This window comes from Kitasatospora cinereorecta (genome assembly GCF_024172095.1).
GTDB classification, from domain to species: Bacteria; Actinomycetota; Actinomycetes; order Streptomycetales; family Streptomycetaceae; genus Kitasatospora; species Kitasatospora cinereorecta.
In genome coordinates this window covers 349,621-372,464 of the sequence record NZ_JAMZDX010000009.1, presented here as the reverse complement: position 1 = coordinate 372,464, position 22,844 = coordinate 349,621, and the positions used below count along the sequence as shown (strand labels likewise).

19 protein-coding genes, 1 tRNA gene and 1 pseudogene are annotated in these 22,844 nt (G+C 70.6%); 6 read left to right on the top strand and 15 right to left on the bottom strand.

Features of this window, described 5'->3' with window-relative positions:
• Positions 1-637: 637 nt before the first annotated feature.
• Positions 638-2,215, top strand: coding sequence for an RICIN domain-containing protein (locus FHR36_RS40220; RefSeq protein ID WP_253805007.1), 1,578 nt, complete (start codon positions 638-640; stop codon positions 2,213-2,215).
• Positions 2,216-2,295: 80 nt separating this feature from the next.
• Here the strand turns inward: FHR36_RS40220 and FHR36_RS39035 are convergent, their stop codons facing one another.
• Entirely contained in the window at positions 2,296-2,889 is a 594-nt protein-coding gene (locus FHR36_RS39035; RefSeq protein WP_253805006.1) for a hypothetical protein, read from the bottom strand.
• A gap of 278 nt (positions 2,890-3,167) precedes the next feature.
• On the opposite strand from FHR36_RS39035, the gene FHR36_RS39030 reads away from it, so the two are divergent.
• From FHR36_RS39030 to FHR36_RS40545, 3 genes and pseudogenes are all read left to right on the top strand, one after another.
• Complete coding sequence (locus FHR36_RS39030; RefSeq protein WP_253794585.1) at positions 3,168-4,544, top strand: IS1380 family transposase; 1,377 nt, start codon at positions 3,168-3,170, stop codon at positions 4,542-4,544.
• 246 nt (positions 4,545-4,790) lie between these two features.
• Positions 4,791-5,273, top strand: a complete 483-nt coding sequence (locus FHR36_RS39025) for a hypothetical protein (RefSeq protein WP_253805005.1) — start codon at positions 4,791-4,793, stop codon at positions 5,271-5,273.
• A 62-nt stretch (positions 5,274-5,335) separates the two neighbouring features.
• Positions 5,336-5,437: pseudogene (locus FHR36_RS40545) on the top strand (IS982 family transposase); the annotation flags it as partial.
• A 46-nt stretch (positions 5,438-5,483) separates the two neighbouring features.
• Here the strand turns inward: FHR36_RS40545 and FHR36_RS39015 are convergent.
• The 8 genes from FHR36_RS39015 to FHR36_RS38980 all read right to left on the bottom strand — a co-directional run bounded on the left by FHR36_RS39015 (position 5,484) and on the right by FHR36_RS38980 (position 13,059).
• Positions 5,484-7,535: a site-specific integrase gene (locus tag FHR36_RS39015; protein WP_253805004.1), complete on the bottom strand. Its 2,052-nt coding sequence runs from the start codon at positions 7,533-7,535 to the stop codon at positions 5,484-5,486.
• 310 nt (positions 7,536-7,845) lie between these two features.
• The gene (locus tag FHR36_RS39010; protein WP_253805003.1) at positions 7,846-8,169 is read right to left on the bottom strand and encodes a helix-turn-helix domain-containing protein; all 324 of its coding nucleotides are present in this window, start codon (positions 8,167-8,169) and stop codon (positions 7,846-7,848) included.
• Positions 8,170-8,171: 2 nt separating this feature from the next.
• Positions 8,172-9,320 (bottom strand): tyrosine-type recombinase/integrase, encoded by a 1,149-nt coding sequence (locus FHR36_RS39005; RefSeq protein WP_253805030.1) that lies wholly within the window; start codon positions 9,318-9,320, stop codon positions 8,172-8,174.
• Positions 9,321-10,829: 1,509 nt separating this feature from the next.
• A complete protein-coding gene (locus tag FHR36_RS39000; RefSeq protein ID WP_253805002.1) occupies positions 10,830-11,084 on the bottom strand; it encodes a hypothetical protein in 255 nt (84 codons plus the stop codon).
• Between the two features lie 71 nt (positions 11,085-11,155).
• Complete coding sequence (locus FHR36_RS38995; protein WP_253805001.1) at positions 11,156-11,380, bottom strand: hypothetical protein; 225 nt, start codon at positions 11,378-11,380, stop codon at positions 11,156-11,158.
• 196 nt (positions 11,381-11,576) lie between these two features.
• A complete protein-coding gene (locus tag FHR36_RS38990; protein ID WP_253805000.1) occupies positions 11,577-12,161 on the bottom strand; it encodes a hypothetical protein in 585 nt (194 codons plus the stop codon).
• Positions 12,154-12,672 carry a SigE family RNA polymerase sigma factor gene (locus tag FHR36_RS38985; RefSeq protein WP_253804999.1) on the bottom strand — a complete coding sequence of 173 codons (519 nt, stop codon included), beginning with the start codon at positions 12,670-12,672 and terminating at the stop codon, positions 12,154-12,156. Before FHR36_RS38985 ends, FHR36_RS38990 begins: the two co-directional genes overlap by 8 nt.
• 213 nt (positions 12,673-12,885) lie before the next feature.
• Positions 12,886-13,059, bottom strand: a complete 174-nt coding sequence (locus FHR36_RS38980; RefSeq protein ID WP_253804998.1) for a hypothetical protein — start codon at positions 13,057-13,059, stop codon at positions 12,886-12,888.
• A 146-nt stretch (positions 13,060-13,205) separates the two neighbouring features.
• Here FHR36_RS38980 and FHR36_RS38975 point away from each other — a divergent pair, with 146 nt between their 5' ends.
• Complete coding sequence (locus FHR36_RS38975; protein ID WP_253804997.1) at positions 13,206-15,818, top strand: NACHT domain-containing protein; 2,613 nt, start codon at positions 13,206-13,208, stop codon at positions 15,816-15,818.
• A gap of 215 nt (positions 15,819-16,033) precedes the next feature.
• Here the strand turns inward: FHR36_RS38975 and tpg are convergent, their stop codons facing one another.
• From tpg to FHR36_RS38945, 6 genes are all read right to left on the bottom strand, one after another.
• Entirely contained in the window at positions 16,034-16,579 is a 546-nt protein-coding gene (tpg, locus tag FHR36_RS38970; RefSeq protein WP_253804996.1) for a telomere-protecting terminal protein Tpg, read from the bottom strand.
• Between the two features lie 98 nt (positions 16,580-16,677).
• Entirely contained in the window at positions 16,678-19,059 is a 2,382-nt protein-coding gene (tap, locus tag FHR36_RS38965) for a telomere-associated protein Tap (RefSeq protein WP_253804995.1), read from the bottom strand.
• Entirely contained in the window at positions 19,056-19,421 is a 366-nt protein-coding gene (locus tag FHR36_RS38960; RefSeq protein WP_253804994.1) for a hypothetical protein, read from the bottom strand. The genes tap and FHR36_RS38960 overlap by 4 nt, the downstream gene beginning before the upstream one ends.
• Positions 19,422-19,886: 465 nt before the next feature.
• A tRNA-Pro gene (locus tag FHR36_RS38955) sits at positions 19,887-19,963 on the bottom strand.
• A gap of 155 nt (positions 19,964-20,118) precedes the next feature.
• Positions 20,119-20,565: a hypothetical protein gene (locus FHR36_RS38950; RefSeq protein ID WP_253804993.1), complete on the bottom strand. Its 447-nt coding sequence runs from the start codon at positions 20,563-20,565 to the stop codon at positions 20,119-20,121.
• The gene (locus FHR36_RS38945) at positions 20,546-20,803 is read right to left on the bottom strand and encodes a DUF8825 domain-containing protein (protein WP_253804992.1); all 258 of its coding nucleotides are present in this window, start codon (positions 20,801-20,803) and stop codon (positions 20,546-20,548) included. Before FHR36_RS38945 ends, FHR36_RS38950 begins: the two co-directional genes overlap by 20 nt.
• A 527-nt stretch (positions 20,804-21,330) precedes the next feature.
• Between FHR36_RS38945 and FHR36_RS38940 the strand changes: the two genes are divergently transcribed.
• On the top strand, positions 21,331-22,794 hold the full coding sequence (locus tag FHR36_RS38940; protein WP_253805029.1) for a sugar transferase: 1,464 nt from the start codon (positions 21,331-21,333) through the stop codon (positions 22,792-22,794).
• Positions 22,795-22,844: the final 50 nt, after the last annotated feature.

Below are 22,844 nucleotides of genomic sequence, written 5' to 3'. Positions count from 1 at the left end.
CCCGCCCCGCGGCCGGCGGCCCGCCACGAGCCGATCATCTGCACCAGCAGATCCAGCGTCGGCACCACGACCAGCACCACACCGCGGGGCACCAGCTGATGGCCGGCCACCGCCGCCACGTACAACTTTCCGGGGATCGGTGGCTATCTGCACCGTCACCCGCAGCCCGTTCGGGGCGGAGTGCCCCGGCCGCGGTGTCAAGCCCCGCACGATGGCCTCCAGGCCCTCCTCCTGGTGCCCGAACAGCGAGCGCCGGCAGCCGACTGAGCGGCCATCAGGCCGGCTTACGACTTTCACGAAGACGTGTCTCCCCTCACCCATTCCCGAACCCACACACGGGACCACGTGGGAAGGCCGGTGGATGAGGTTCGCCGCAATCGCTCCGATGGCTGGGCCGGCGTTCTCGTTCTGGTTGGCGCCGCGCCTCATCCGAATTAATTTCGCGCGTCCTCCGAATTAATTTCACACGCCCCCGATCCCGGTTTATGTTTCCGGCATGTTTCGACGTTCTCACTGCATGGATTTCCAGGTTTTCTCCTTGACGGGCACCTGCCACGACTTCTAATTTCGCCGCAGCACAATCGTGCTGATCAATCTCTGGGATGGACCGCACAACGGTTCAGAGGGGAATCACTCAGTGAAGCAAACGACGATACGTGGCGCGGCCATGCTCGGCATGGCCACCGCGCTCCTGATGAGCGTGGCCACGTCCGCGACCGCCGCCGGTGGTGCCGCCCAGGCGGCGGACAGCACTGCCGCACCCGTCCACCGGGCGGGCGTCATGGCGACGGTCGGGCAGGCCGCCCAGGCTCGTACGGCGCACGCCGCCGCCCGGGCTGCGGCACCTGACGTTGACGCAAAGACGCTCGCCTACAACGGCGGTATCGGTGGCGCGGGCGTCATGAGCGGGGCGAAGACCAAGGTGTACCTGGTCTTCTACGGAAACCAGTGGGGCAAGCGGAGCACCGACGCCAACGGCAACGCCAAGTTCTCCGGGGACCCGGCCGGTGTGGCCAGTGCGGCGCAGCAGATGTTCAAGGGCATCGGCACCAATGGTGAGACCTGGTCGGCGGACCTGACGCAGTGGTGCGATGGCAAGGGGGTGGCGAAGGGTGCGCTCGCGTGCCCGGCGAACCTGCCGGCCTCGCAGTTCGTCCCCTATCAGGCCGGTGGTGTGCTGGCCGGTGTGTGGTACGACAACGCTGCGCCCGAGCCGGAGAACGTCAACGGTCACGGCCTGGCTCTGGAGGCGAACAAGGCCGCCGGGCACTTCGGAAACACCACCGCGGCGAGCAACCGCAACGCGTACTACGTGATCATGTCGCCGCACGGCACCAACCCGGACGGCTACAAGGACCCGAAGACCGGGTATTGCGCGTGGCACGACTGGAACAACGACGCGGTCAACCTGCCCGGCGGAGCGGCGCCGTCCGCCTACGGCAACGACATCGCGTTCAGCAACCAGCCCTACAACGTCGACGTGGACGATTGTGGCAAGAACTGGGTCAACGCCGGTGCGGCGGGCGCGCTCGACGGGTACACGATGACGCTCGGCCACGAGTGGCACGAGATGATGTCCGACCCCTACCCGAGCACCGGGTGGGTCAACCCGGGCACCCACGGCGGGACCAAGGACTACGAGAACTCGGACGAGTGCGCCTGGATCGCGCCCGGCCGGGCCGGCGGTGCGCAGAACGTGAACTTCGGCCCGTTCGGCAGCTACGCCGAGCAGGCCTCGTGGTCCAACGACACCGACTTCTGCGCGATCTCGCACCCGATCGTCAACCACGGCGGCGGTAACCTGAACGGCACGCACGTGCTGACGGTCTCCGGCGGGTTCGCCCTGGACGACCCGCGCTCCTCCAGGGTCCACGGGGAGCAGCTGATCACCTGGGTCAAGAACGGTGGCAGCAACCAGAAGTGGGTGTTCACCCAGCAGCCGGACGGGTCGTACACCATCGCCAACGGCTCCTCGAAGCTGTGTCTGGACGACAACGGCTGGAAGGCCCCCGTCCCAGGTACCCCGGTGTTCCAGGACCCCTGCACCGGTGCGACGATCAGGCACTGGACGGTCGCCCAGCTGCCCTCGGGCGCCTACACCATCGCCAACAGCTCCTCGGGACTGCTGCTGACCACGGCGTACGCCAAGAACGGCTCCCTGGTGACCGAGGAACGAAACACCAACTCCCCGCTCCAGCAGTGGACGATCTCCTGATCGCGCTCTGAGGCAGTGCTCCGGGGTCCCGGGTCTGGCAACAGACCCGGGACTCAGCCGGTGGAGGTCTCGGAGGCTACCTACGGCCTGATCGCCCACCAGGCCCGCCACCAGTACGACATCCCCGTGCCCTTCGCCGCCGGCTGACTGATCTCCGCCATCAAGTGGGGCGGCGGGGGCGGAGGCGGCGGGTCACCACCGCCGAGATCCTCGCCTGCCGCCGCTTCGCCATCTCCGGCGACGTCCGGGTGATGGACGGCTGGTAGCGGCAGCGGCGTGCCGGTGGTGCCCTCGGCCAGGTGGGAGCGCAGGTTGCCGAGCGCGGCGAACTTCTCGGCGCCCAGGGTCTGCGGGTCGCCGGGGATGCACGCCTTGGGGACCAGGTCGCCGCACCAGTCGGTGCAGTACCGGCGGGCGCGGCCGATGGAGGCCGGCGGCATCGCCTGGGCACAGACCGGGCAGTGGCCCGCCGGGACGGGGGTGGCCAGGCGTTCCAGCAAGCGCTGGACGCGGTACTGCTCGTCGAGTTCGAAGGGTTCCTGGTCGGCGGCGCAGTTGATGAGGAGCTCGGCGAAGGTGGAGCGCAGTTGGGGGAGGTCGCGGCAGCGGGCGCCGAGGAGGTCGAGGTAGTCCTCGACGGAAGCCGACAGGTTCGCAGATTCTCGTGCCACCATCACGTCGAACCGGAGGGCCAGTCCCAGTAGGCGGGGCCGAGGACCAGCCGGTTGCGGGCGCTGTCATGGTTGATCGGGTCCGCTGCTTGGTCGGCCCGCTGTGGTGACGAGGCGTCACCATGCCGCGGTTACAGGTCGACGGCCGATCTGCTCTAACCTCGCGCTTTCACGAAGCTGACTGTCCGGCAGGTGGTCAGCAAAGCAGAAAGTGCCTCTGACCAGCGAGAATAAGGATTGTCTAGGCCCTTGTTCCCGCGCCCGTCGGAGGCACTTCCCAGGTGAGTAAGCGTATCGGGTCATACCCGCGTGTCCGCGTCGAGGGCGGTGGTCGCGGGGTGGTCTCGCAGTCCGGCGCTGTGCTTCTGGTCGAGACCGCCCGCAAGGCAGGGCTGGACACGGCGATATCGGCGGCACTGGCGCCGTGGCGCAAGGCCCGGGCGGTCCACGACCCGGGCAAGATCCTGCTGGACCTCGCGCTCGCGGTGGCGCTTGGCGGGGACTGCCTGGCCGATGTCGCGATGCTGCGGGCCGAGCCCCCGGTGTTCGGACCGGTGGCCTCCGACCCGACAGTCTCCCGCCTGGTCGACACCCTCGCCGCGGCCGGATCCCGTCCACTGGCGGCGATCCGGCGGGCGCGGGCCGAAGTCCGCGAGCGGGTCTGGCGGTTGGCGGGCGAGGCGGCCCCGGACGCGGGTGGCGAGGTGGTCGTGGACATCGACGGAGTGCTGGTCCTCGCGCACTCAGAGAAGCAGGACGCGGCCAAGACCTGGAAGAAGACGTTCGGCCATCACCCGCTGTTCGCGTTCGTCGACCACGGCCGCGAGGGCTCCGGGGAACCGGTCGCCGGGCTGCTGCGGCCGGGGAACGCGGGCAGCAACACGGCCGCCGACCACATCGAAGCGGCCCGCCTGGCTTTGGCCCAGCTGCCGAAGAAATACCGGCGCGGGCGCCGGACCCTGATCCGCACCGACTCCGCCGGCGGCACCCACGACTTCCTCGACTGGCTCACCGCACGCGGCCGATGGCTGTCCTTCTCGGTCGGGATGACCATCACCGACGCCGTTCACCAGGCCGTGCTGAAGATCCCGGCCCCGGCCTGGACGCCGGCCGTTGAACCCGGCGGCAAGGTCCGTGACGGCGCCTGGGTCGCCGAACTCGCCGGCGACGTCCTCACGGGCTGGCCGAAGGGGATGCGGCTGATCGTCCGCAAGGAACGGCCCCACCCCGGCGCCCAGTTGCGCTTCACCGACGCCGATGGCATGCGCCTGACCTGCTTCGCCACCAACACCACGGGCGTCCCAATCGCGCGGTTGGAGCTGCGGCACCGCCGGCGGGCCCGGGCCGAGGACCGCATCCGCGCCGCCCGCGACACCGGCCTGCGCAACCTGCCCCTCCACGATGCCGCCCAGAACCAGGTCTGGCTGGAGATCGTCCAGCTCGCGCTCGACCTGCTCGCCTGGATGCCCATGCTCGCGCTGGCAGGCGACGTTCGTCGGTGGGAGCCCAAGCGCATGCGGCTGCGGTTGTTCTCCGCCGCCGCCCAGCTCGTCACCACCGGCCGCCGCAGCTACCTCCGCCTGGCCCGCCACTGGCCCTGGACCGGCACGATCACCAGCGCGTTCGCCCGCCTGCACACCCTGCCGGACCCTGGCTGACCAGCGACATCGCCCCATCCCAACGAGCAGCGGTACTTCCGGAGTCGTGGAACCCGGCGCCCACCCGACGCGCCAGTCGGGCCCTCGGCATTCCTACAGGCAGAAGACCCGGCTCGGACAAGCAGAAACGGCCCGCCAGCCGAGCTGACGAGCCGTCATGCAAGATCGAGGCTAAGCTCCCTTGCGATTTGTCGGCATGCGGCAGCGACATCGATTACCAAGGCGGATTAATTGAGACTGTCACTGATGGAAATCGACCGAATCGACTGGAACTCATATACTTGCGGGTGTGGCCGCCCGGCGGGGCATCTGGCCAATTTTTTGCGAACGATAATCTCGGCAACCTCGGATAGTTATTTTCTACCCAGCCTTTCTGGGCATGTTGAACGCGCGCCACTTCTTTTCGAGGTCACGCCGGTCGCCGTCTCGGTGATGGTGGCCGCCTTGGGTGAGGAGCTCCAGCCTGCAGCGCGCCACGAGCTTCTGAACACCATCTGGCGATGCCTGTGCGGGGAAGACGAAGAACTCGACGCCGCGTGCGCGAACGCTGCACGCACGGGACTTTGGCAACTGTACAGAGACGCCGCGGCGCCATCGAGAGCGGAGGTGACGATCCTCAATCTGCTCGACAGCGACAGGGCTAGATTTCATAACTTCATCAGGCAGATCGAGAGCCCTCCAAAATGGCTGTCCGACCTGATCGAAAGATCGGCCGAATTTGACGGATGAGGGCTCGCCATCGGCAACCACAGGATTGTCCTGGGCTGCGGCCGGAAGGCCGCGCCGATCATGGCGCCATCGAGGGTGTCGGTGCACGCGTCGGCCAGCGGCTATTGGCGATGACCTGCGCGATCTGGCACAACCGGACCACTGGCCGACCTATCACCCGCTCACCGACCGACTTTGGAACTACTCGTCGCCCAGCATCCGCCACAGCGGCTACGGCTGTGCGGGGTCGGCCCCGAAGCGTTCGGGATGGGCAGCGCGAGTGTAGGCGACGGCAGTAGCCACGGAGATCCCGAACATGCGCATGAGGTGGACGGGGTCCGCGGTGTGGTGTGCCTCGTCGAGAACGCGGTCGCGGCGCAGGCGCCCGGCAGGGGTGCCTGTGGCGGTGTAGAGGTCGTAGAAGAAGCCTGAGCAGGCGGGTGGGCCGGTGGGGTCGGCGGCGGTGATCTGGCTGACGATCAGGTGGGGGTTGGGGCAGAGCGGCCAGCGGTGGTGGCGCTCGTGGAGCATTTGCCGGATGAGGGTGAGGGTGAGTTCGTCGAGGATCACGGTCCGGCGGGGGCCTCCGTGGTGGAGGTGGAGGCGGCCGCCGGCGAGGTCGAGGTGGTCGAGGCGGGCGTGGCGGATCTGTTCGGATCCGACTGCGTGGATCGCGGTGAGGGCGAGGACGGTCTTCGCGGTCGGGGTCGCGGCGCGTTCCAGCAGTCCGGCGAGGCGGTCGGCGGGCAGCGGACGGGGCAGGCGTTGCGGCATCGGGAGGGTGAGGGTACGGGCCGGGTCGCGGAAGACGCGCCGTTCGCGTTTGAGCGCTCGGAACAGGGAGCGCATGGCGGGCTGCACGGTGCGGGCGCGGTGTTCGGGTAGGGCGCCGATCGCCTCGCTGAGGTGGTCGGGGGTGATCTCCCGCAGCGAGGTGTGTGTAGTGGCGAGGATGGTCAGGGTCGGCAGGGCGCTGGTGAGGTAGCCGCGGATGGTCGTCCAGGGCAGGGCGGGCGAGGGCCAGCGGCCCGCGCCGCGCAGGACTTGCGTCCAGCAGTGGACGTCGTCCCGGAACGCGGAGGGGACCTGTCCGGTAAGCCGGTCGACGGCGATTTCGTCGCGGTCGCGGCCGGTTCCTGGGGCGCGGGTGAGCAGGCCTCGTTCGGCGAGGAAGTACAGGGTGCGTCGGGCGTGCCAGGCACGTTTGAGGTCGGCGGCGGAGCGGATGTCCACCTCGTGGAGTGGCGCGAGGGCGCCGAGGTGCGCGACGACCAGGCGCAGGGTCTGCACGTCGTGGTGGTCGTGGCCGGAGGGCCACCAGTTCCGCTCGCGGCCGTACACCAGGTAATCCTCGACCAGCCGCTCGGCCTCGGAGGTGAGGGCGGGCAGCGGGCGGTCCTTGACGCGGGCCCAGTCGCGCGGCGGCGGCGGGAACAGTTCGTCCTGATCCGGGTCGACCAGGTGTGGGGACGGGGGCGTCATCTGGCGGCGGGCGCGTTCGGCTCGCCGTTTGGCCTCTCTGCGGCCGGTCTTCCTGTCCTGCGGGCGGAGCTGTGAGGCGGGGAGCCACAGGGCGGGCATGTTCGGTCCGCCGAACCAGAGCTGATCGACGGGCTCGCCGTCGCCGTGGTGTTCGGCCAGAACCACGTGGCACAAGCGGCAGTGACCGTCCTTCAACGGGAGGCCGTCGCGATGGCACCGCTCACAGCGGCCAGCGGGGAACTTGCGCCGCCAGTGCTGGCAGCGGTCGCACACAGGCCGGTGGTCGCCGCCCCACGCCAGGCAGATCCGGCAGCTGGTCTTGCGCAGCACCCGGTGCGGAACGACACGACCCTCTGCGTAGGGACGATAGCGAGGCGCGGTGACGCCGATTCGGCGGGTGAGGAGCCCGGCCCGGTCAAGCACCTGGGCGACGGCGGCGCTCAGGTCGGGCAGGTCGGGCAGCACGCGGACATCAACCAGGTCCTCGCCAGCCTCGCGGGTGGCCAGGGCCAGACGGGCGTGGCGAATGACCGTCACCTTCCAGAAGTCGCCCTTGCCGAGTTCAGCGTGCAGCTCGCGGGCGATCCGCTCCACCAGTTCAGCGCCGGGAAGGTCACGGCCAGCGATCCGGTTCGCGTGCGGATACAGGAAGACCCGGCGCATCCGCGCCAGGGGCAGGGGCAGCTGGCCGGTGATCTGCGGGGTGCAGACCCTCGGGTCGTCCGCCGGCGGCTGGCCCCAGGAGTCCCTGGAGTAGGCCGAGGCGTTTCGGTGACTGAGCGGCGGAGTACGGGCGAGCACCGTTCCTGGTGGCACTACCAGGGACAGCTGCAGGTGCCGCACCGGAAGCGGCCGACCCGCGCGGAACGCCGCCACCCAGTCACTGTCCGGATGTAACCTCGCCTCCAACGAGCACAGCCTGCACACCCCGTCCATGTTCAGCCGCGTCTCCTCGGCGTGACGGCACCGGCAGCACCGCCCGACCGAGCGCTTTGTCGGCCGCCAGAACCCACACGGCAGGCAGATCCCGCTGGCCCGCACCAGCCCCCAGCCACCACACCGCACACACGTGTCGACCAGCGTCGACGTGAACCCTCCCACCGACGGCTCCCTAGTTCGGCGGCAGCGAACGCCGACCGCCCACGGCCCTCGGCACCGGTCCGGCGGCACCTGCCCCCGCGGCCCGCGCCGGGGCCTCGGGCTTCGCGGCCGGCGCCGCCGCGGGTTCGGCGACCATCAGGTCCGCCACCGTGCACCCGAGCGCCGCGCAGATCAGGTCCAGGTCGTCCAGGCGCACGGTGACCGGCTTCCCGCTCCACAGCGCCGCGACCTTGCTCAGCGACGGGTTGAAGCCCACCTCCTGGAACGCCACCAGCAGCTGGGTCGGCCGCCAGATGTCCCGCTGGGCCGCCACCCAGCGCAGATTCCACTTCACCGTCACACCTCTCCGCTCAACCGCCGCACCGCCCGGCGCGAGGACTCCAGGCTCGTCGTCTCCGGGTCGGCCTTCACCGACGACACGTAACGAACCGTGGTACTGGCCCAGACATGTCCGAGAATCCGCTGCACATCCCACAACGGCATCCCCGCCTCGTAGTTGTGGGTCGCGCACGCGTGCCGCAGAAGATGCGGGAACAGCTCCCGCACCGGACCGTGCAGGTGCAGCTGGGCCGCGTTCTTCAACGCCCGGCGGAAGGCGTCCGGGCCGAGTGCCGGCGCCACCGCAACGTTCAGCGCCGCCACCGCCGTCGGCATTCGCTCGGACGGGAACAGCGGTGCGAGGGGGTCGAGCGGGTCGTCGCAGAACTCCCCGCGTACCTCCTCCACGTACCACCACAGCAGCTCCCGGCCCTCCGCGAACAGGTACGCCTCCCGTTCCCGGGGCCCCGACCCGTGCGCACCCTTGCCCTTCACCACGAACCGGCCCCACTGGCCCAGCTCCCAGTGCACGTCCCCGATCCGCACCCCGCACAGCTCCGCCGCCCGAACCCCCGAGATGTAGGCGAGCTTCGCCATCACGTAGTCGCGCGCCGCAACCGGCCACTTCCGCGCGCCGGGCAGGGCCTGGCGCCACGACGCGAAGAACTCCTGCACCGCCCGCCGCGACGGCGGGATCCGCAGTCCGAAGTCCCCGCGGTGCCGCGGCCGGTTGAACGGGTCGACCGGCGACTCGACCGCCACACCGAACCTCCGGGCGATCTCCCCGGCGTACCGCTGTTCCAGAAAGGCGAAGTACGCGTCGATCGTCGAGACCTTGCCACGCACGGTCGACGCCGCACGCTTCCCGGCACCCGAGAAGTACAGGTCCAGATGGCGCGGTGTCAGGTGCCACGGCACGAGGTCATAGAACCCGCAGACCTCCTCGACCGGACGCAGCAACCGCTCCAGCGTTGACGGCGCCAAACCCGCGACATCCCGGGCCCAGCAGTACTCCGCCATCGTGTCCACGAAGAACGCCTGCTCGTCGTCCGCCGACACCCCGGCCGCGGCCCGCCGCTGAAGCGTCACAACATCGGCAAGACCAGGCTCGACCAGACCGTCACCGATGAGCCCTGGCCCATCTGGGGCAGGACTGGCACTGACCAACGCCAGCCGCCGAGTACCGGAATCCTCCACAGATCCGCAGATTAGGGCAGTAACTCCTGGAATCTGTGAGTTTATACGCGAATCCCACACCAACGAGTGAAAGTCCCATACACGCCATCTACCTGCTGAAATGCTGACCTACCCTGCCCCAGGCCCAACCACGAACCCGTCGGGACTCCACTACCCCGCCGGCAGACGGCACGCTCACCCCGCACCTGGCGCAGCGCCTCGCGGCGCGGCTGCGGCGGCACCGCTGCGCGCTGGTCTCCCCGACGCCGTGGCCGGGGGCCGCGTTGGTGCTGGAGGTGACCGGCCCCTCGGGCCGGCTCGGGCTGGGCGCGGGAAGGGGCTGCCCCGCCGCCGTCAACCGAGGAGGGCTCCCGGGCCACATCCCGGTGCGTGCAGGTTCGTGGAGCCGACAGCGGGGGTCTGACGCGGCGCCACATCCGGATACTCCAGGCGACAACACTCGAACGTCGCGCGCGGTATGGATCCAGATACCAGCGGGTAGAACAGAGGCAGTGAGAAAGGCCCAACCGGCACTCCCCCCACGGAGTGCACGGCCGGGCCCAGGCAAGGCACCGGGCCGCCCCAGCACTCCCCCCACGGAGAGCAAAGGCGGCCCGCTCGTTTGCGCACTCACCGACACGCACAGTACATGCCAAATCGACGGAGCGCTACCACGCCACCAGCCGAACGTTCGGTAGATCCCTCGTTCGAAGGCCGCTCGATCCGAATGCTTTCCTCGGGTGGTCCGCGCGGCTGAGCAGCGGTTCTGGACACCGGACGAGAGAGCAGCGAGGCGTACGAGAAGGCATCGGTGACGGTCGGCGACCGCCAGCTGCACCCAACGGACCGGGGCACCGGAAAGGTGTCCGTTCGATCGGCAGGTGCCTCGACCTGTATGGCAATGGCTTCTTAGCGGTTAGGGGACGGGCCGTCAGTCCCGAGGCTGACGAGTGCTGTTTCCCATTGGGCCTGGCTAGTGCCGCTGAGGGTGCAGCCGTCGTGGTCGGTGGCGCGGCGGAAGGCGATGGTCAGACGGTAGGAGGACAGTTGGACTTCGGGCGTTCGCTGCCAACCTGGTGGCAGGACGGGGGCGGAGCCGGTGTTGCTCCCGATCGCTGCTATGACGATGTCTCCGGGGGCGCAGCCGGTGGGGATGCCGGCTGCGAGGGTCTGGTTGCTGTGGTCGTAGGTGCCGAATCCTGCGGCTTGGCCTTTGGCTGCGGATGGGCCGTTCAGGAGTGAAGCGTCTCGCACCCAGAAGCCCAGATCGCCGCCAGCCGCGGTCGCGATCGGTTCACAGAAGGTCTCCAGCCACGGGACCACGCCCGGTCAGGACATCCTCGAAGCGGCAAGGCTCGAAGAGCCACAGCCCAACTGCTGGTCCCGCCACGATGCCTCCAGAAACGCGTGGTTCGCTGCCACATGCGACCCGGTTCCACCAGGTTCTGGAGCACGCACGTGATCATTTATGAGACACGGCCCAATCGGTTGGCTCCGCGCTCAGGGGCTGCCGCCCATCCGGCTGATGAGCCCGTCTCTGGTTATTCCGTGTTCTTGGCCCCAGGCCGCGAGGCGGTCTTGATCGACGGGGTCGGGCAGCTCGTGCAGCGCCTCCTCCGCCTCCTCCGAGTATCCGGCTCTCTGCAGTGTGGCGATGACTTCGCTCCGGCTGTATTCCATGATGATCATCTCGTTCGCCGCAACCCCCACACCTCCACTGTCGGCCTTGCCGCCGGCAAAGTCACGACGGCCCACCCGCCCCCGCGGACGGGCACATATCGCGGGTCAGCACGACACCCTCCACGGCCCGGCCACCGTGCCGGCGGTCACCGCCGGGCCCAGGCCGGGCAGGCCGGCTCGTGCCAGGTGGTGCGGACGACCACCCCGCCCGGGGTCAGGTGCTCGCTGGCCCAGGTCCGGCAGCACCCTGCGCTGCCCGACCGGGCCGGGGCCGGCGGCCATCCGGCGCGAACCGGGAAGGCGGGCGCGGGCGGGGTGGGCGCGGACGGGCGGCGCCGACGGCGGCGACGCCTGGTGATGGGTGTCGTCATGTCGCAGGCTCTGCCCACCCCGCCATCCCGCCGAACCCCGCCGCCACTCAGACGGCGTACCGCAGTCCGTTCAGCTTGACCGGGTCGGTCCTGGGGCCGGCTGCCAGGCGCTGCAGCGTCTCGGCGGGCGGGCCCGGCCGCAGTAAGGGGCTACAACGGCCGGGCCGGTACGGGCGACAGCACCGCCCTGTGGTTGCTACTTCTTCGCCTCCCACGGCCACTGGTCGACGAGCTTCAGCGTCACGCCCGGCCGTTCGGCCGCCAGCGCCGTTGCCTTGGCGTCGAAGCCGCTGCCCTGCGTCCGCAGCGCGTACACGGTCCGCTTGGGCCCGTCCCAGCAGGTGCCGCGGAAGTTGTCCGGGTACTGCTCACCCAGCTTGTCCACAGCCGTGGCCAGCTGGACCGCCACGAACTCGGCGGGTTCGGGTGTGACCATGGTGACGTCTGCCCCCGGCGACGCGACAGGCCGTCCGCTCGCGCCCCTCATCAACAGGCCGTCGTAACTGCAGTCCTGCGGTGGGATCTGGTAGGCCTCCGCCTGCCCGACCCCGACCGAGGCCGCCTCGCGCGCGGTCGTCCCGCCGGGCAACTGCAGCAGCGCGCCCGTACAGACGGCTCCCACCATCAGCACCGCACCGGCCCACGCTCCCCGCACTCGCCGCACGCGACGCCGGCCCGCGGCCCTGACCTGCTCCAGCGGAACCCCGCCGACCATCCCGACGCCCTGGGCGAGTCCGCCCAGCCGGGCCACCAGTCGCCCCTCGAAATCACTGTCATCCACCAACGCTGATCGCCTCCCTGTCCTGCCTGTCCTGCGCCAAGTCCTGCCGGAGCGCCTTCATCGCCCGGGCCAGATGTGTCTTGGCGGTAGCGAGCGAGCAGCCCATCTCATCCGCGACCTGCGCCATCGGCAGGTCCGCGTAGTACCGCAGCGCCACCGCCGTGCGCTGACGCGGCGGCAGCCGACGCATCGCCGCTCCCAGTTGCGGATCCCATTCGGCCGGCTCGGGCGCCGCAAACTCGGGCGGCTGCGCGGTCGGCGTCTCCCGTCCGAGGCTGCGCCAGCGCGAGATGTGCGCGCGCACCATGGCCCTGCGCACGTACGCTTCGGTGGCCGCAGCGTCCCTGATCAGGGAACGCCGGGCGTAAACCCTGGCCAGCGCATCGTGCAGCAGATCGGTTCCGTCGTGCACGTTCCCGGTGATCACGTACGCGGCGCGCAGCAGCGCCTGGTACCGCGCCGCCACGAACGCATCGAACGCCGGCCGTTCCGGATCCGGGCTGTTCGTCATTCTCATGCCCCCTAGACGCGGTGCGGGCCGAAAACGGATGACACCGGGCCACAGAAAGATCCGGCGGGTGGAGCGCGAACGTAGTCGGCGGGCGGCCGTGCCTCCGTCGGGCCGGTTCGAAGCCGGCCTCGGCTGACCACCCACACCCTCGCGCATCGAGCCTAATTTCCGATGACGGGGCGGCCGCTGGTGCCGCCCCGCCGGCTCCGACGGCTACCTGCGCGGGGATAGCAGTGAAAGCAGCAGCGACAAGGCCTGCCGAGCGTCGGCACGCCGATCGGCCGAAGGGGCGAGGACCGCGGTCAGCGCCGCGACGAGGAGGCTAGCGGCGTACGCCAGGCCGACGCCGGATGCGGCGGTGGTGCCGGCGACGATCAAATCGGACACGAGTTCCTCCGAGAGGTGCCACCCGGCGAATCCGGGCGTATGGGTCCATCAGGCCTCGACGGTCGGCCATGATTTGACCGTTCCAGACGCACCCAGACGGGTCCGGCCGAACACGGCCGACCCCAGACAGGGGGACCGCTGACCAAATGAGCGACCAGGAAACAGCCCGGAGAACAGCTCTCGCCGCTGAGCTGCGAGCGCTGCGGAACGAATGCGGCAACCCGTCGCTCCGGGAGCTCGAGATACTGACCGCCAAAAGTGGGTCGAAGATCCCGCGGGCGACCATTGGCGAGAAGTTCACGGGGACCAGCGCCATCAAACCCCGGCAGCTCATCGCCTTGGTCAACGCGTTGAAGCAGCACGCGGTGGACATCAACAGCCCGGTGCCGCCCGAGCGCACTGACCTGGCCGTGTGGCTGGGTGGGTCGCCCGGCGCCAAGCCGCCCGACGACGCAGCCGCTGACAGAACCGTCGACACCGGTGCAGGCAGCAGCGCTGAGATCGGCGGCGGTTCGGGGGATGACGACGTGCGGTTTGCGGCGGCGGTCGCCCGTGGGCTCGCCCCGCTGCCCGGGGTCGACCAGGACGAGCCGGCACTGGTCGCGCAGGTTCGCCCACTCGATGCCCGAGGCGGCGTGGTGCGGCGCTGGCTGCGTCTGCTGTTAGCAGCGTCGATGCTGCTGCGCCGGCGGCGATCGCGTGATCGCGGTGACGCGACGCGGCTGCGGATGCTGAAACTGGTCCGCGACACCGCAGGGCAGACCGTCGCAGACGCCGAGACGGCCTACCTCCTGCCGCCTTCCTTCGAGGTGCTGCGGAACCCGCCGCTGGGAAAATCCCGTTCGACGAAGAAGGGACAACCGTTCCTCGCCGCCCCGGTCGAAGGCGCGACGCTGCATGACCTGTTCGAGTGGTCCGGTGAGAGCCTGCTGCTCCTTGGCGAGGCCGGCCTGGGAAAGACAACGCAGCTCGCCCGCCTGTCCCGTGACCTCGCGGAGGCGGCCCTTGCCGAGCCGGAGCGAAAGACCCCAATCCCGATTCTGCTCAGTCTCGCCTCCTATCGGGGCGAGCCCCTGGCCGAATGGCTCGTCCGGGCTATCGCGGACAGCTACGACCGGGTCGACGGACGACTCGTACGATCGTGGCTGGACGCCGACCTGGTACTGCCGGTACTCGACGCCCTCGACCAGGTGCCGACGGCGCACCGCAGACGCTGCGCGGAGGAACTCTCGGCGTTCCGGCGGCGCACGCTCGGCCTCGTCGTGTCATGCCGGGCGGAGTTCGTCGATCTGGCGCGGGAGGTCGACGTGCCGCTGCGGGCACGGCTCCGGCCGGTCGAGCAGGAGCAGGCGGAGCGCTACCTGGCCGCCGACCTCGAGGCGATGGCGGACGTCAAGAAGGCGCTCGACGACGACCCAAGCCTGTGGTCGCTGCTCCGCTCGCCGCTCATGCTGCAAGTGATCCACGGCGCATACGCGGGCCGCGCGGCCGTCGCACTGCGGCTGCCCGACCGGACGCCAGCGCAGCGGGAAAAGCTGATCTTCGACGCCTATGTGCGTCGGATGCTGCTGGACGACCGTCGGCCGCGCACCGATCCGGCACGGTCGCTGCGCCTGCTGACCTGGCTGGCCGAGGCGCTGGCGCAGCGGCAGGAGGATGTGCTGCACCTCGACCGGCTTGACCAGAGCTGGCTCGCCCCCAAGCACGGCGTGTTCCCGCGAGTCATCGCCAAGGCGAGCGATTCGCTGCTCGCAGCCACGCTCACCCTGCCCTGGGTGGCCGCGGCGGACGCGCTGAACGTGACCGGGGTCCGGTTCGTCGACGCGGCGATCCCCGCCCTCTCGGGCCTCATCGCGAGCACCACCCAGGACGTCATCGGCGACGCCTTCAATCGGCACCTGCCCGAAGCGAGCCCCTGGGCGGCCGTGCACGCCAACCGGCCGGCCATCACAACCTCGCTGATTCTCCTGCTGTTCGTCGACTTGAAGTCGCCAGCAGTTTTCGCCACCGTCCTCGCCTGGCTGTGGGTCCAGATGACGATCGGCGAAGGCTGGTTCAAACCGGTCCTTCGCCCAGTCGAGCAGCTGCGCTGGACGGGTCGACCGCACACTTTCCGGCCGGCTATCGCCCTCCTCATGTTCGCCGTTCTCACCGGCCTTTGCGGACTGGTCTTCCCGCTGTTCCTGGGCCGGCCGGCCTGGCTGGCCGCGGCGGCGGCGTTCCCGCTCTGGCTGATCTACGTACTGAGCGGGGCCTTCGAGCCGTCCCTGAGCGAGGACCGGCCGCGTCCCAACGAGGGAATTCGCAGGTCGGTGCGGTTCGCTTTCCTCCACGGATCCGTCAACGCCCTGCTCATCGGCGGCGCGACCGCAGGAATCGGCCTGCTCGTCGCCCCCCACGCCTCCGCGGTCGCGATCGGGCTTGCCGCCGGATACCTCGGCTCACTGCTCGGCCTGACCCGGGCCCTGCGGTACGGCGGGATGGCCGTCATCCAGCATTGGACCGTCCGGGCCGTCCTGATCTGGACCGGCGCAACGCCCGCCCGCTACCAGCACTACCTCGACGAGGCCCAGCAACGCGTCCTGCTTCGCCGTTTCAGCGGGGGCTACGTGTTCCTGCACGAGAAGCTGCAGACGCATCTGACGGAAGACCCGGAAGAACTCCTGCACCGCCTGAACCTGGACGTCCCGGACGCCGAGCCCGCGCCCGTCCCCGTATTGACAGGCCCGCCAGCACCCAAGCCTCCAGCGAAGTCCTAGCCGAACTGACCGGAGCCGACAGGAACGACCACGTGCCGGTCGCATGGCGGGAAGCCCTGCGCGGGGTCGCCGCCGCTGGTCGCATAGGCCTGGGTTGCGGTCAGTGCCGCGGTGAGCGAGGCCAGGCGCCGGGAAAACACATGAGAGAAGTCCCGGCCGCCTTTTCGGCGGCCGGGACTTTCGTTTTCGGCGACACGCGGGCCGCTCGAGGGGCGCTACAGCTCGACGTCCATCCAGGCGATGTCGTTCAGCTCCACGTCGAGGCCGCGGGCGCGGTGCCCGCCGTCCTGGAAGTAGTGCTCGCGCAGGCCCTCGGCAAGGATCCGCTCCTGCTCGTCCTGGCTGGCTCCGGCGTCGCGGGCGGCGTAGAGCTGCTGGGCCACCGAGCCGGGCATCTTCTGGGTGATCGTGCGCTGGCGGGGGTCGTCGGTGGAGCCGCCGGCCGCGCTGTAGCCGAAGGTCGCCTGGATGTGGAGCATGAAGCCGTTCTTCACGGCGTCGCGGCGCACCCGCTGCTTCACCCGCGGCTGCCAGGTGGCGCGGACCTTCTGCTCGATGGCCTTCGCCGCGGCGGGTTTCGGGGTGCCCTGGCCCTTGAGCCAGCGCTGGACGGTGCGCTGGGAGACGCCGAGGTCCTGGGCGAGCTTCTTGGTGGAGCCCTTGGCGCCCTTGAGGAGGAACCGCATCCGGGCGGGGACGGACTGCGGGATCGGCTTGGTGCGCTCGGCCCGCTCCAGGCCCTCGTCGATCTCCCGGCTCACACTGCTCTCCCTCCCGGTCGCCCGAGGTCGGCGGCCGCTGCTGGTGGTCGTGGGTGGTGGGCGGCCCGCCGGGCAGGTGCCGGCGGGCCGCCCGGGGGCTACTCGTCGGCGGAGACGACGCCGCCGGTCTTGATGTGCCGGGCCGGGTTGGCGCCGTCGGCGAGCAGCTCGGCGATCTCGGCCATCGGCCGGGCGCCCTCGAACTTCACCATCCCGGGGCTGACGCCCAGGCGGAGCGAGGTGGTGAGGGTGCCGTCCGGTTTGGTGAGGATGTCGAGGGCGCCGGGGCCGGGGGCGGGGAAGACGGCGCAGTCGGAGAGCACCGCGAAGGCGTGCAGGCCGGTGTCGGTGGCCATCTTGCGGAGTTTGCGGTGGAGGTTGACGGTGGCGGTGTCGATGACCAGGGCGCGCATCAGCGGGTCCCAGGTCGGGCGGTCCAGGGCGGCCCAGCGTTCGCCGGGCTTGTAGCCGTGGCCGCGGGGGCGTTCGCGCATCTTGCCGATGGTGCCCTTGGCGGTCTGCTTGATCGCGGTGAGGACCGCGAGTTCCGCCGGGTCGCCGGTGGTCTTGAGGCCTGCCATGGCGTCCAGGAAGGCGATCGGGTCGGTGTCGGCGAGGGTGAGCGGGACGCCGAGGGCGGCCATGGTGTCGACGTAGGCCTGGCGCAGGCGCTTGTGCCACGGGTCCAGGTACGGGCCGCTCTCGTGCCGGAGCCAGCCCTCGGTGGGCTGCACCCGGGCGCCGAGCTCGATGGCGTAGGCGACCTTCACCGTGGAGTGCCAGGCCGGTCCGGTCGGCCGGGAGCCGTCCGGGGTGAACGGGCTGGGGAGCAGCGGGTTCGTGTCGACGCCGGAGAGATCGACCAGCCACGAGCCGGGGATCTTCGGGTCGAAGGCCGGGTTCAGCTCGTGGACCGGGCCGGACAGCGGCAGCGTCAGGCGGCCGGCGGCGGCGAGGAACGCCATGTTGATGTCCAGGCCGACCGCGAACGGCGCCGCGGCTTCCTGGTCGGTGAGGGGGCGGTGCCAGTCCCACGCCTCGGTGACCAGCTCGCCGCCCGGCTCGCGGCCTTCCGCGAGCGGGTGGATGTCCGGGACCTCCGGCGGCGCCGGGTCGAAGGCGTCCTTCGGCCGGGAGCCCTCCACCGGGCCGGACGTCCAGCCGGACTCGGTGCGCACCGCCTTCGTGGGCGGGCGCAGCGCGGTGACGAGCTCCAGGCCGGAGACGGCGGTGGAGCCGCGCGGGGTCAGCACGCGCCTCGCGTAGGTGCCGAGGAGGCGGGCCAGCTCGGGGGCGGCGAGGCCGTCCGGAATCTGCCAGCCGCCCGACGCGAGGGCGCCCCAGGCGGGGATGCACAGCTGCACGCAACTCCGCTTGCCGTCCTCGGGCGTGCGGTAGACCCTGGCCCACGGCCCGAGGCCGCGCTGGGTGAGCAGCCAGCCGGCCTTCTCCACCTGCTTGACGGCCTTGTGGGTCTTCGGCAGCTGGCCGAGCCGGGGGACGAACTCGGTCTTCTCGTCGCGGCCCATCGGCGGCAGGCCGAGCTCCGCGAGGGCGGCGTCGGTGAGGACGACCAGGGCGTCGCCGTCCTTGCCGTGCCGGTGCAACCTGGGCGAGCCGAGCTTCACCTCGAGCGCCCACTCGACGACGTCGGCGAGCGTCCGGCCGGCCGGGCCGGTCGGCGCCTGGGTGCCGTCGGCGAGGTAGGCCATCAGGCCCCGGCCGGACGGGGCGACGTCCAGCACCGCGAGCGGGCCGGCCGGGAACCGGGCGGCGGCCGCGGCCTCCCAGTCGGACGGCCCCTCAGCTGCGGTGGCCTTCTTGGACGGCGCCTTGCGCGCCCGGGACGACGTCGCCGGACGCGACGACGCCGTGCGACGCGGCGCAGCAGCGGGCGCGGCGGGGCGGGGCGCAGCGACCGGGGTCGGCGACTCGGCGGACATGGCCAGGACGGGCTGCTCTGCGACCGGGGCGGCGGCCGCCGTCGGCTGCCCGGCCGGGGCGGGTGCGCACCAGCCGCCCATGTGGACCGGGCGGCCGCCCGAGCGGTACGGCGTCGGCCGGCCGCACCGCATGCACGGCTGGGGTGGCCCGGCGATCAACTCCCCATCCGGGGTGCGGTCCAGTTCCACCACCACGTCACCGCCCGGTGCCGCAGCAGCGGGCGGGACCGGCGCGGGCACCGACGCGGCGGGCCCCGGGGCAGACTCGGCCCTGGGCGCGGGTGCGGGGGCTAGGCGGGCGGCGATGCCCTCCAACAGACGCGCATACGCCGCACGGCCCTCGCCCTGCGGATCACGCTGCCCCGACTCCCACGCGCCGAGCGTGCTGGTGCTGACCCCAAGCGCCTGCGCCGTCTCCGCCTTCGACAAGCCGTACTCCTTACGCAGCCGTTCCCGCTCCGCCGGGGCCGGCAGCGGCACCGGGCGGCGCGGGCCGGCGCCGAGCAGCGCGTCGATCGCGTCCGGGCCGCCAGTCACGACTCCCCCTCGGCAGCCGCGGCAGGCACCCGGGCGGGGGCAGCATCCAGGAACTCGCGCAGCGCCGCGCCGGTCAGGATCCGGGCCGGGTTGCGGCCGGGCGGCAACGGGAGCCGCTCACCGAGCGCCCACTGGAACCGGGCGGCCGGCACCAGGTCGAAGGCGTACTTGCCGCCAGCCTCCGGGTCCGGCTCAGCGCTACGGATCTCGAACGCCCCCACGCATACCCCGCCGTCGACGAACGCGAGCAGGAAGTCGCCGTGGTCGGCGATCGTCTGCTCGCCGAACCTCCACCAGCGGGTGGCCGCCTCCAGCACCGTGTCACCGCCCCTGAGCGACTGCCGGACGTCTACCGCGAGCATGGGCCCTCCCATCGCAACATTCATCACGAACAACCAAACTCTAGGGCATTTGGACAATCTTTATCAACCGATAAACTTGCGCAGGTGGGCGATGAAACATGGCGGCTGACGCGGCTCCGGGCCGAGGCTGGCGGAGTTCATACCCCTGCCGCAGGCCGGCCGAGCGAGCCGTGCTGGGACACATCCTCTCGGCCGACTTCGTCGGCGCCGCGGCACTGCGCAGCCAACTGGACCGGACCGAGGTTGTGGCCACCTGGGGAGTCGGGTCGGTGAGCGTCGACCTTCGGGTGCGCGGGCTGGTGCAGGATCCCGCCCCGGCGTCCACCGTCCTGCCGGTCGACGCTCGCGTCCACGACCGCTCCGGCGAGTACATCGGCGAACTGCTGGTGTGGGCCGAGGGCGGCACGACCCTCTGGTCGGTGGAGACGGTGGTCGTCGGGTGCTGCTGCTCAGCGTTCTCATCCATGGCCGGCAGGGCGGGCCCTGCCCCCGCACCCCCCAGGTCCCAAGCCCGGTGCTCCGACTCATTGAGCTACATGCCGTCGAACGCCGAAGCTACGCGGCGGCGCGGGGACCGGGCAACGGATCTCGGAGAGCCGCGATCATGGTGTCCGGCGAGAGGAGGAACAGACCCCGCCTGTCAGCGAGCCGACCGGTTGGCCAGATGACTGGTGCCAGGGTTAGTGGTCGTATGCGGTCAACGGGCTGGGCCGTCCGTCGGCTCAGTGCCGGGGTACGGGCCGGTCGGGCGTTCGGCGAGGAGTTCGCCGCTGTCCGGGTCGTAGAGCTCTATGGTGCAGCGATGGCCGATCCGACCGAAGGTCTCGATCAACTCGATGATCCCGGTGATCGCAATCTCGCCTGTGAAGATCACCGGTTCCAGCGGGAGCACCGACAACCGGGCGTAGGTGTGCTCGGCCTCGAACTCTGTCCAGGACTGCTTGCGAACCCGCCAGCCCCCTCCGAAGAGGATCTCTGCCACCTGCTGGGCATCGGCCGCCGACGGCACCGAACCGGCGATCTCGACACTGAGGGCCTGGTCGTCGAACGCCGGGCCGGCGGTCCAGCCGGACGAGAACTTCATGGCCGCAGCGTAGAACCGGACGCGCTGACGACACACCCCGTTATCTCCCGCCACCCGCATGCGCCGGGTCGTCGATGTACTTGAGCTGCATGTGGGCGTCGACCCGGTCCTCGAACGGCAGCGTCTCCCAGGACGGGTGCGCCACGACCACCAGCACGGCGTCCCGCTCGGCCCGCTCCAGGCGCCGGGACTCGGCAGCTTGCGGAGACCTCGGCAGTGCGGCATGCGCCGGGTCCCGCGCGACCCCGCACGCACCCTCGCCGAACAGCGCCCGGCGGACACGCGGCGTCGCCCGCACCTCGGGCGCCCCCCGGTCGGCAGTGACGGGACGGCGCGGAATGGCCGGTTCCGGCAGCCTGGAGAAGCTCCCGCATCGCATCACACGTCACAATGCACGCTTTCCTCCTCAAGAGATATGCGCCGCCACCTTTCGGTGGATCAATCTTCAGATATCGAGCACGTGTTTCACACATCACCCCCTTTGGATGGTCCGGATGCTCTAGATTGATTTTCGCTTCGCCAGCCGGACGCGAAGCGGCAAATCATGATCTACAGGCCCGGTGCCGCCCGAAAGGGGGGCGTTGAGCACGGAGAGCAACCGTCAGCGCCCGGGTGGGATGTTCACGTAAAGCTGGAATAGCCGGTTTGCCATTCGCGGAGGGCGGGGGCCCCGCAGACAGGAACAGCGCGACACGGGAGGCGGGGCCTCCCGAGGGGAGGAACAGTGCGGGAGGCGCGAGCCTCCCGGGGGGAGGAACCGTGTGGGACGAACACGTCGAACCCACTGCCGACCTGGAGGGGGCCGTCAAGCAGGGGGAAGGGGCATTGGCCAGGCCGTTTCCACCGGCGCACGGGCGTCCGAGAAGCGGGAGAATCGGTCGGCCCGCGATCGACTGGGAGCAGCAGTACCGCCGTACCGTGATCATCAGCGATACCGCGGCCACCGCCTTCGTGGTGGCGGCGATAGGCCGATTCTTCGGGGTTCGGGATGCGGCCAATTGGCACGAGAAATGGGGAATTCTCGCCTTCGGCACCGAGCTGCTCGTGCTGGGAGCGCTTGCGACGACCCGGTCGTGGGCTCCGGCCGTGCTCGGCCAGGGCGCCGAGGAATTCCGCCGGCTCGGACGCTCATTGTTCACGGCGGCCGTCGTCCTGGCGCTCGGCGGAATCGCGCTCACCTCGCACAACATCAAGCTCTGGATCTTCGTCGCGATTCCGGCGATCACGCTCGTCACCATGACCGAGCGATACCTGCTGCGCCTGTGGCTGCACAAGAAGCGGAAGGAAGGGCGGTGCCTGCGCCCGGTGCTCGCGGCCGGAAGCCCGGCCACCGTACGCGACCTGATCGCCCGGACCCGCAAGTTCCCGCACCTCGGCTGGCGGGTGGAGGCGGTGTGCACACCGTACGGTCTCGGGCCCGACGGCGACCGACTGGACGGAGTGCCGGTCGTCGGCCGGCTGACGGACGTCGCCAACCACGTCCGGCGCGACGGCTACCGGGTCGTCGCGGTCACGGCGGACCCGCACTGGTCACCGGACCGGCTGCAGCGGCTGGCCTGGAACCTCGAGGGCGGCGATGCCGAGATGGTCGTCGCCCCCGTGCTGATGGAGGTGGCCGGCCCGCGGCTGCACGTCGACGCGGTGCTCGGGATCCCGATGCTGCGGGTCAGCATGCCGGCCTTCACCGGGGGCCGCCGGGCGGTCAAGGAGGTCGTCGACCGCCTGGGCGCCGCGGTCCTGCTGGTCCTGTTCGCACCGCTGATGGTGCTCGCCGGGCTGCTCGTGCTGGCGGACAGTCGGGGTGGGGCCTTCTACCGGCAGCACCGGGTCGGCAAGGACGGCCGCGAGTTCACCCTGTTCAAGTTCCGCACCATGGTCACCGGGGCCGACCGGGCACGTGCCGAGCTGGCCGACCGAAACGAGGGCGCCGGCCTGCTGTTCAAGCTCCGCCGGGATCCGCGGGTGACCCGGGTCGGAGGAGTGCTGCGCCGGTACTCGATCGACGAGTTGCCGCAGTTGGTCAACGTGCTCACCGGCTCGATGTCGCTCGTCGGTCCGCGGCCTCCGCTGCCGGAGGAGTCCGCCGCGTACGGCCCGGACATCCGGCGGCGGCTGCTGGTCAAGCCCGGGCTCACCGGCCTGTGGCAGATCAGCGGGCGCAGCGACCTGCCGTGGGAGGAGGCGGTCCGGCTGGACCTGCGGTACGTGGAGGACTGGTCGCTCGCCCTGGACGCGGTGATCTTGTGGAAGACACTGCGGGCGGTGCTGCAGGGGCAGGGGGCCTACTGATGGGCGGGGGGCGTCGACCGATCGGCGCGCGGACGGCCGGCCGGAACGGC

Excerpts from the sequence above, each read along its gene's own strand:
- FHR36_RS39035 (WP_253805006.1), bottom strand. The coding sequence starts at position 2,889 with ATGGTGGCACGAGAATCTGCGAACCTGTCGGCTTCCGTCGAGGACTAC.
- FHR36_RS39025 (WP_253805005.1), top strand. The coding sequence starts at position 4,791 with ATGGAAATCGACCGAATCGACTGGAACTCATATACTTGCGGGTGTGGC.
- FHR36_RS38995 (WP_253805001.1), bottom strand. The coding sequence starts at position 11,380 with ATGACGACACCCATCACCAGGCGTCGCCGCCGTCGGCGCCGCCCGTCC.
- FHR36_RS38985 (WP_253804999.1), bottom strand. The coding sequence starts at position 12,672 with ATGACGAACAGCCCGGATCCGGAACGGCCGGCGTTCGATGCGTTCGTG.
- FHR36_RS38975 (WP_253804997.1), top strand. The coding sequence starts at position 13,206 with ATGAGCGACCAGGAAACAGCCCGGAGAACAGCTCTCGCCGCTGAGCTG.
- FHR36_RS38960 (WP_253804994.1), bottom strand. The coding sequence starts at position 19,421 with ATGCTCGCGGTAGACGTCCGGCAGTCGCTCAGGGGCGGTGACACGGTG.
- FHR36_RS38950 (WP_253804993.1), bottom strand. The coding sequence starts at position 20,565 with ATGCGGGTGGCGGGAGATAACGGGGTGTGTCGTCAGCGCGTCCGGTTC.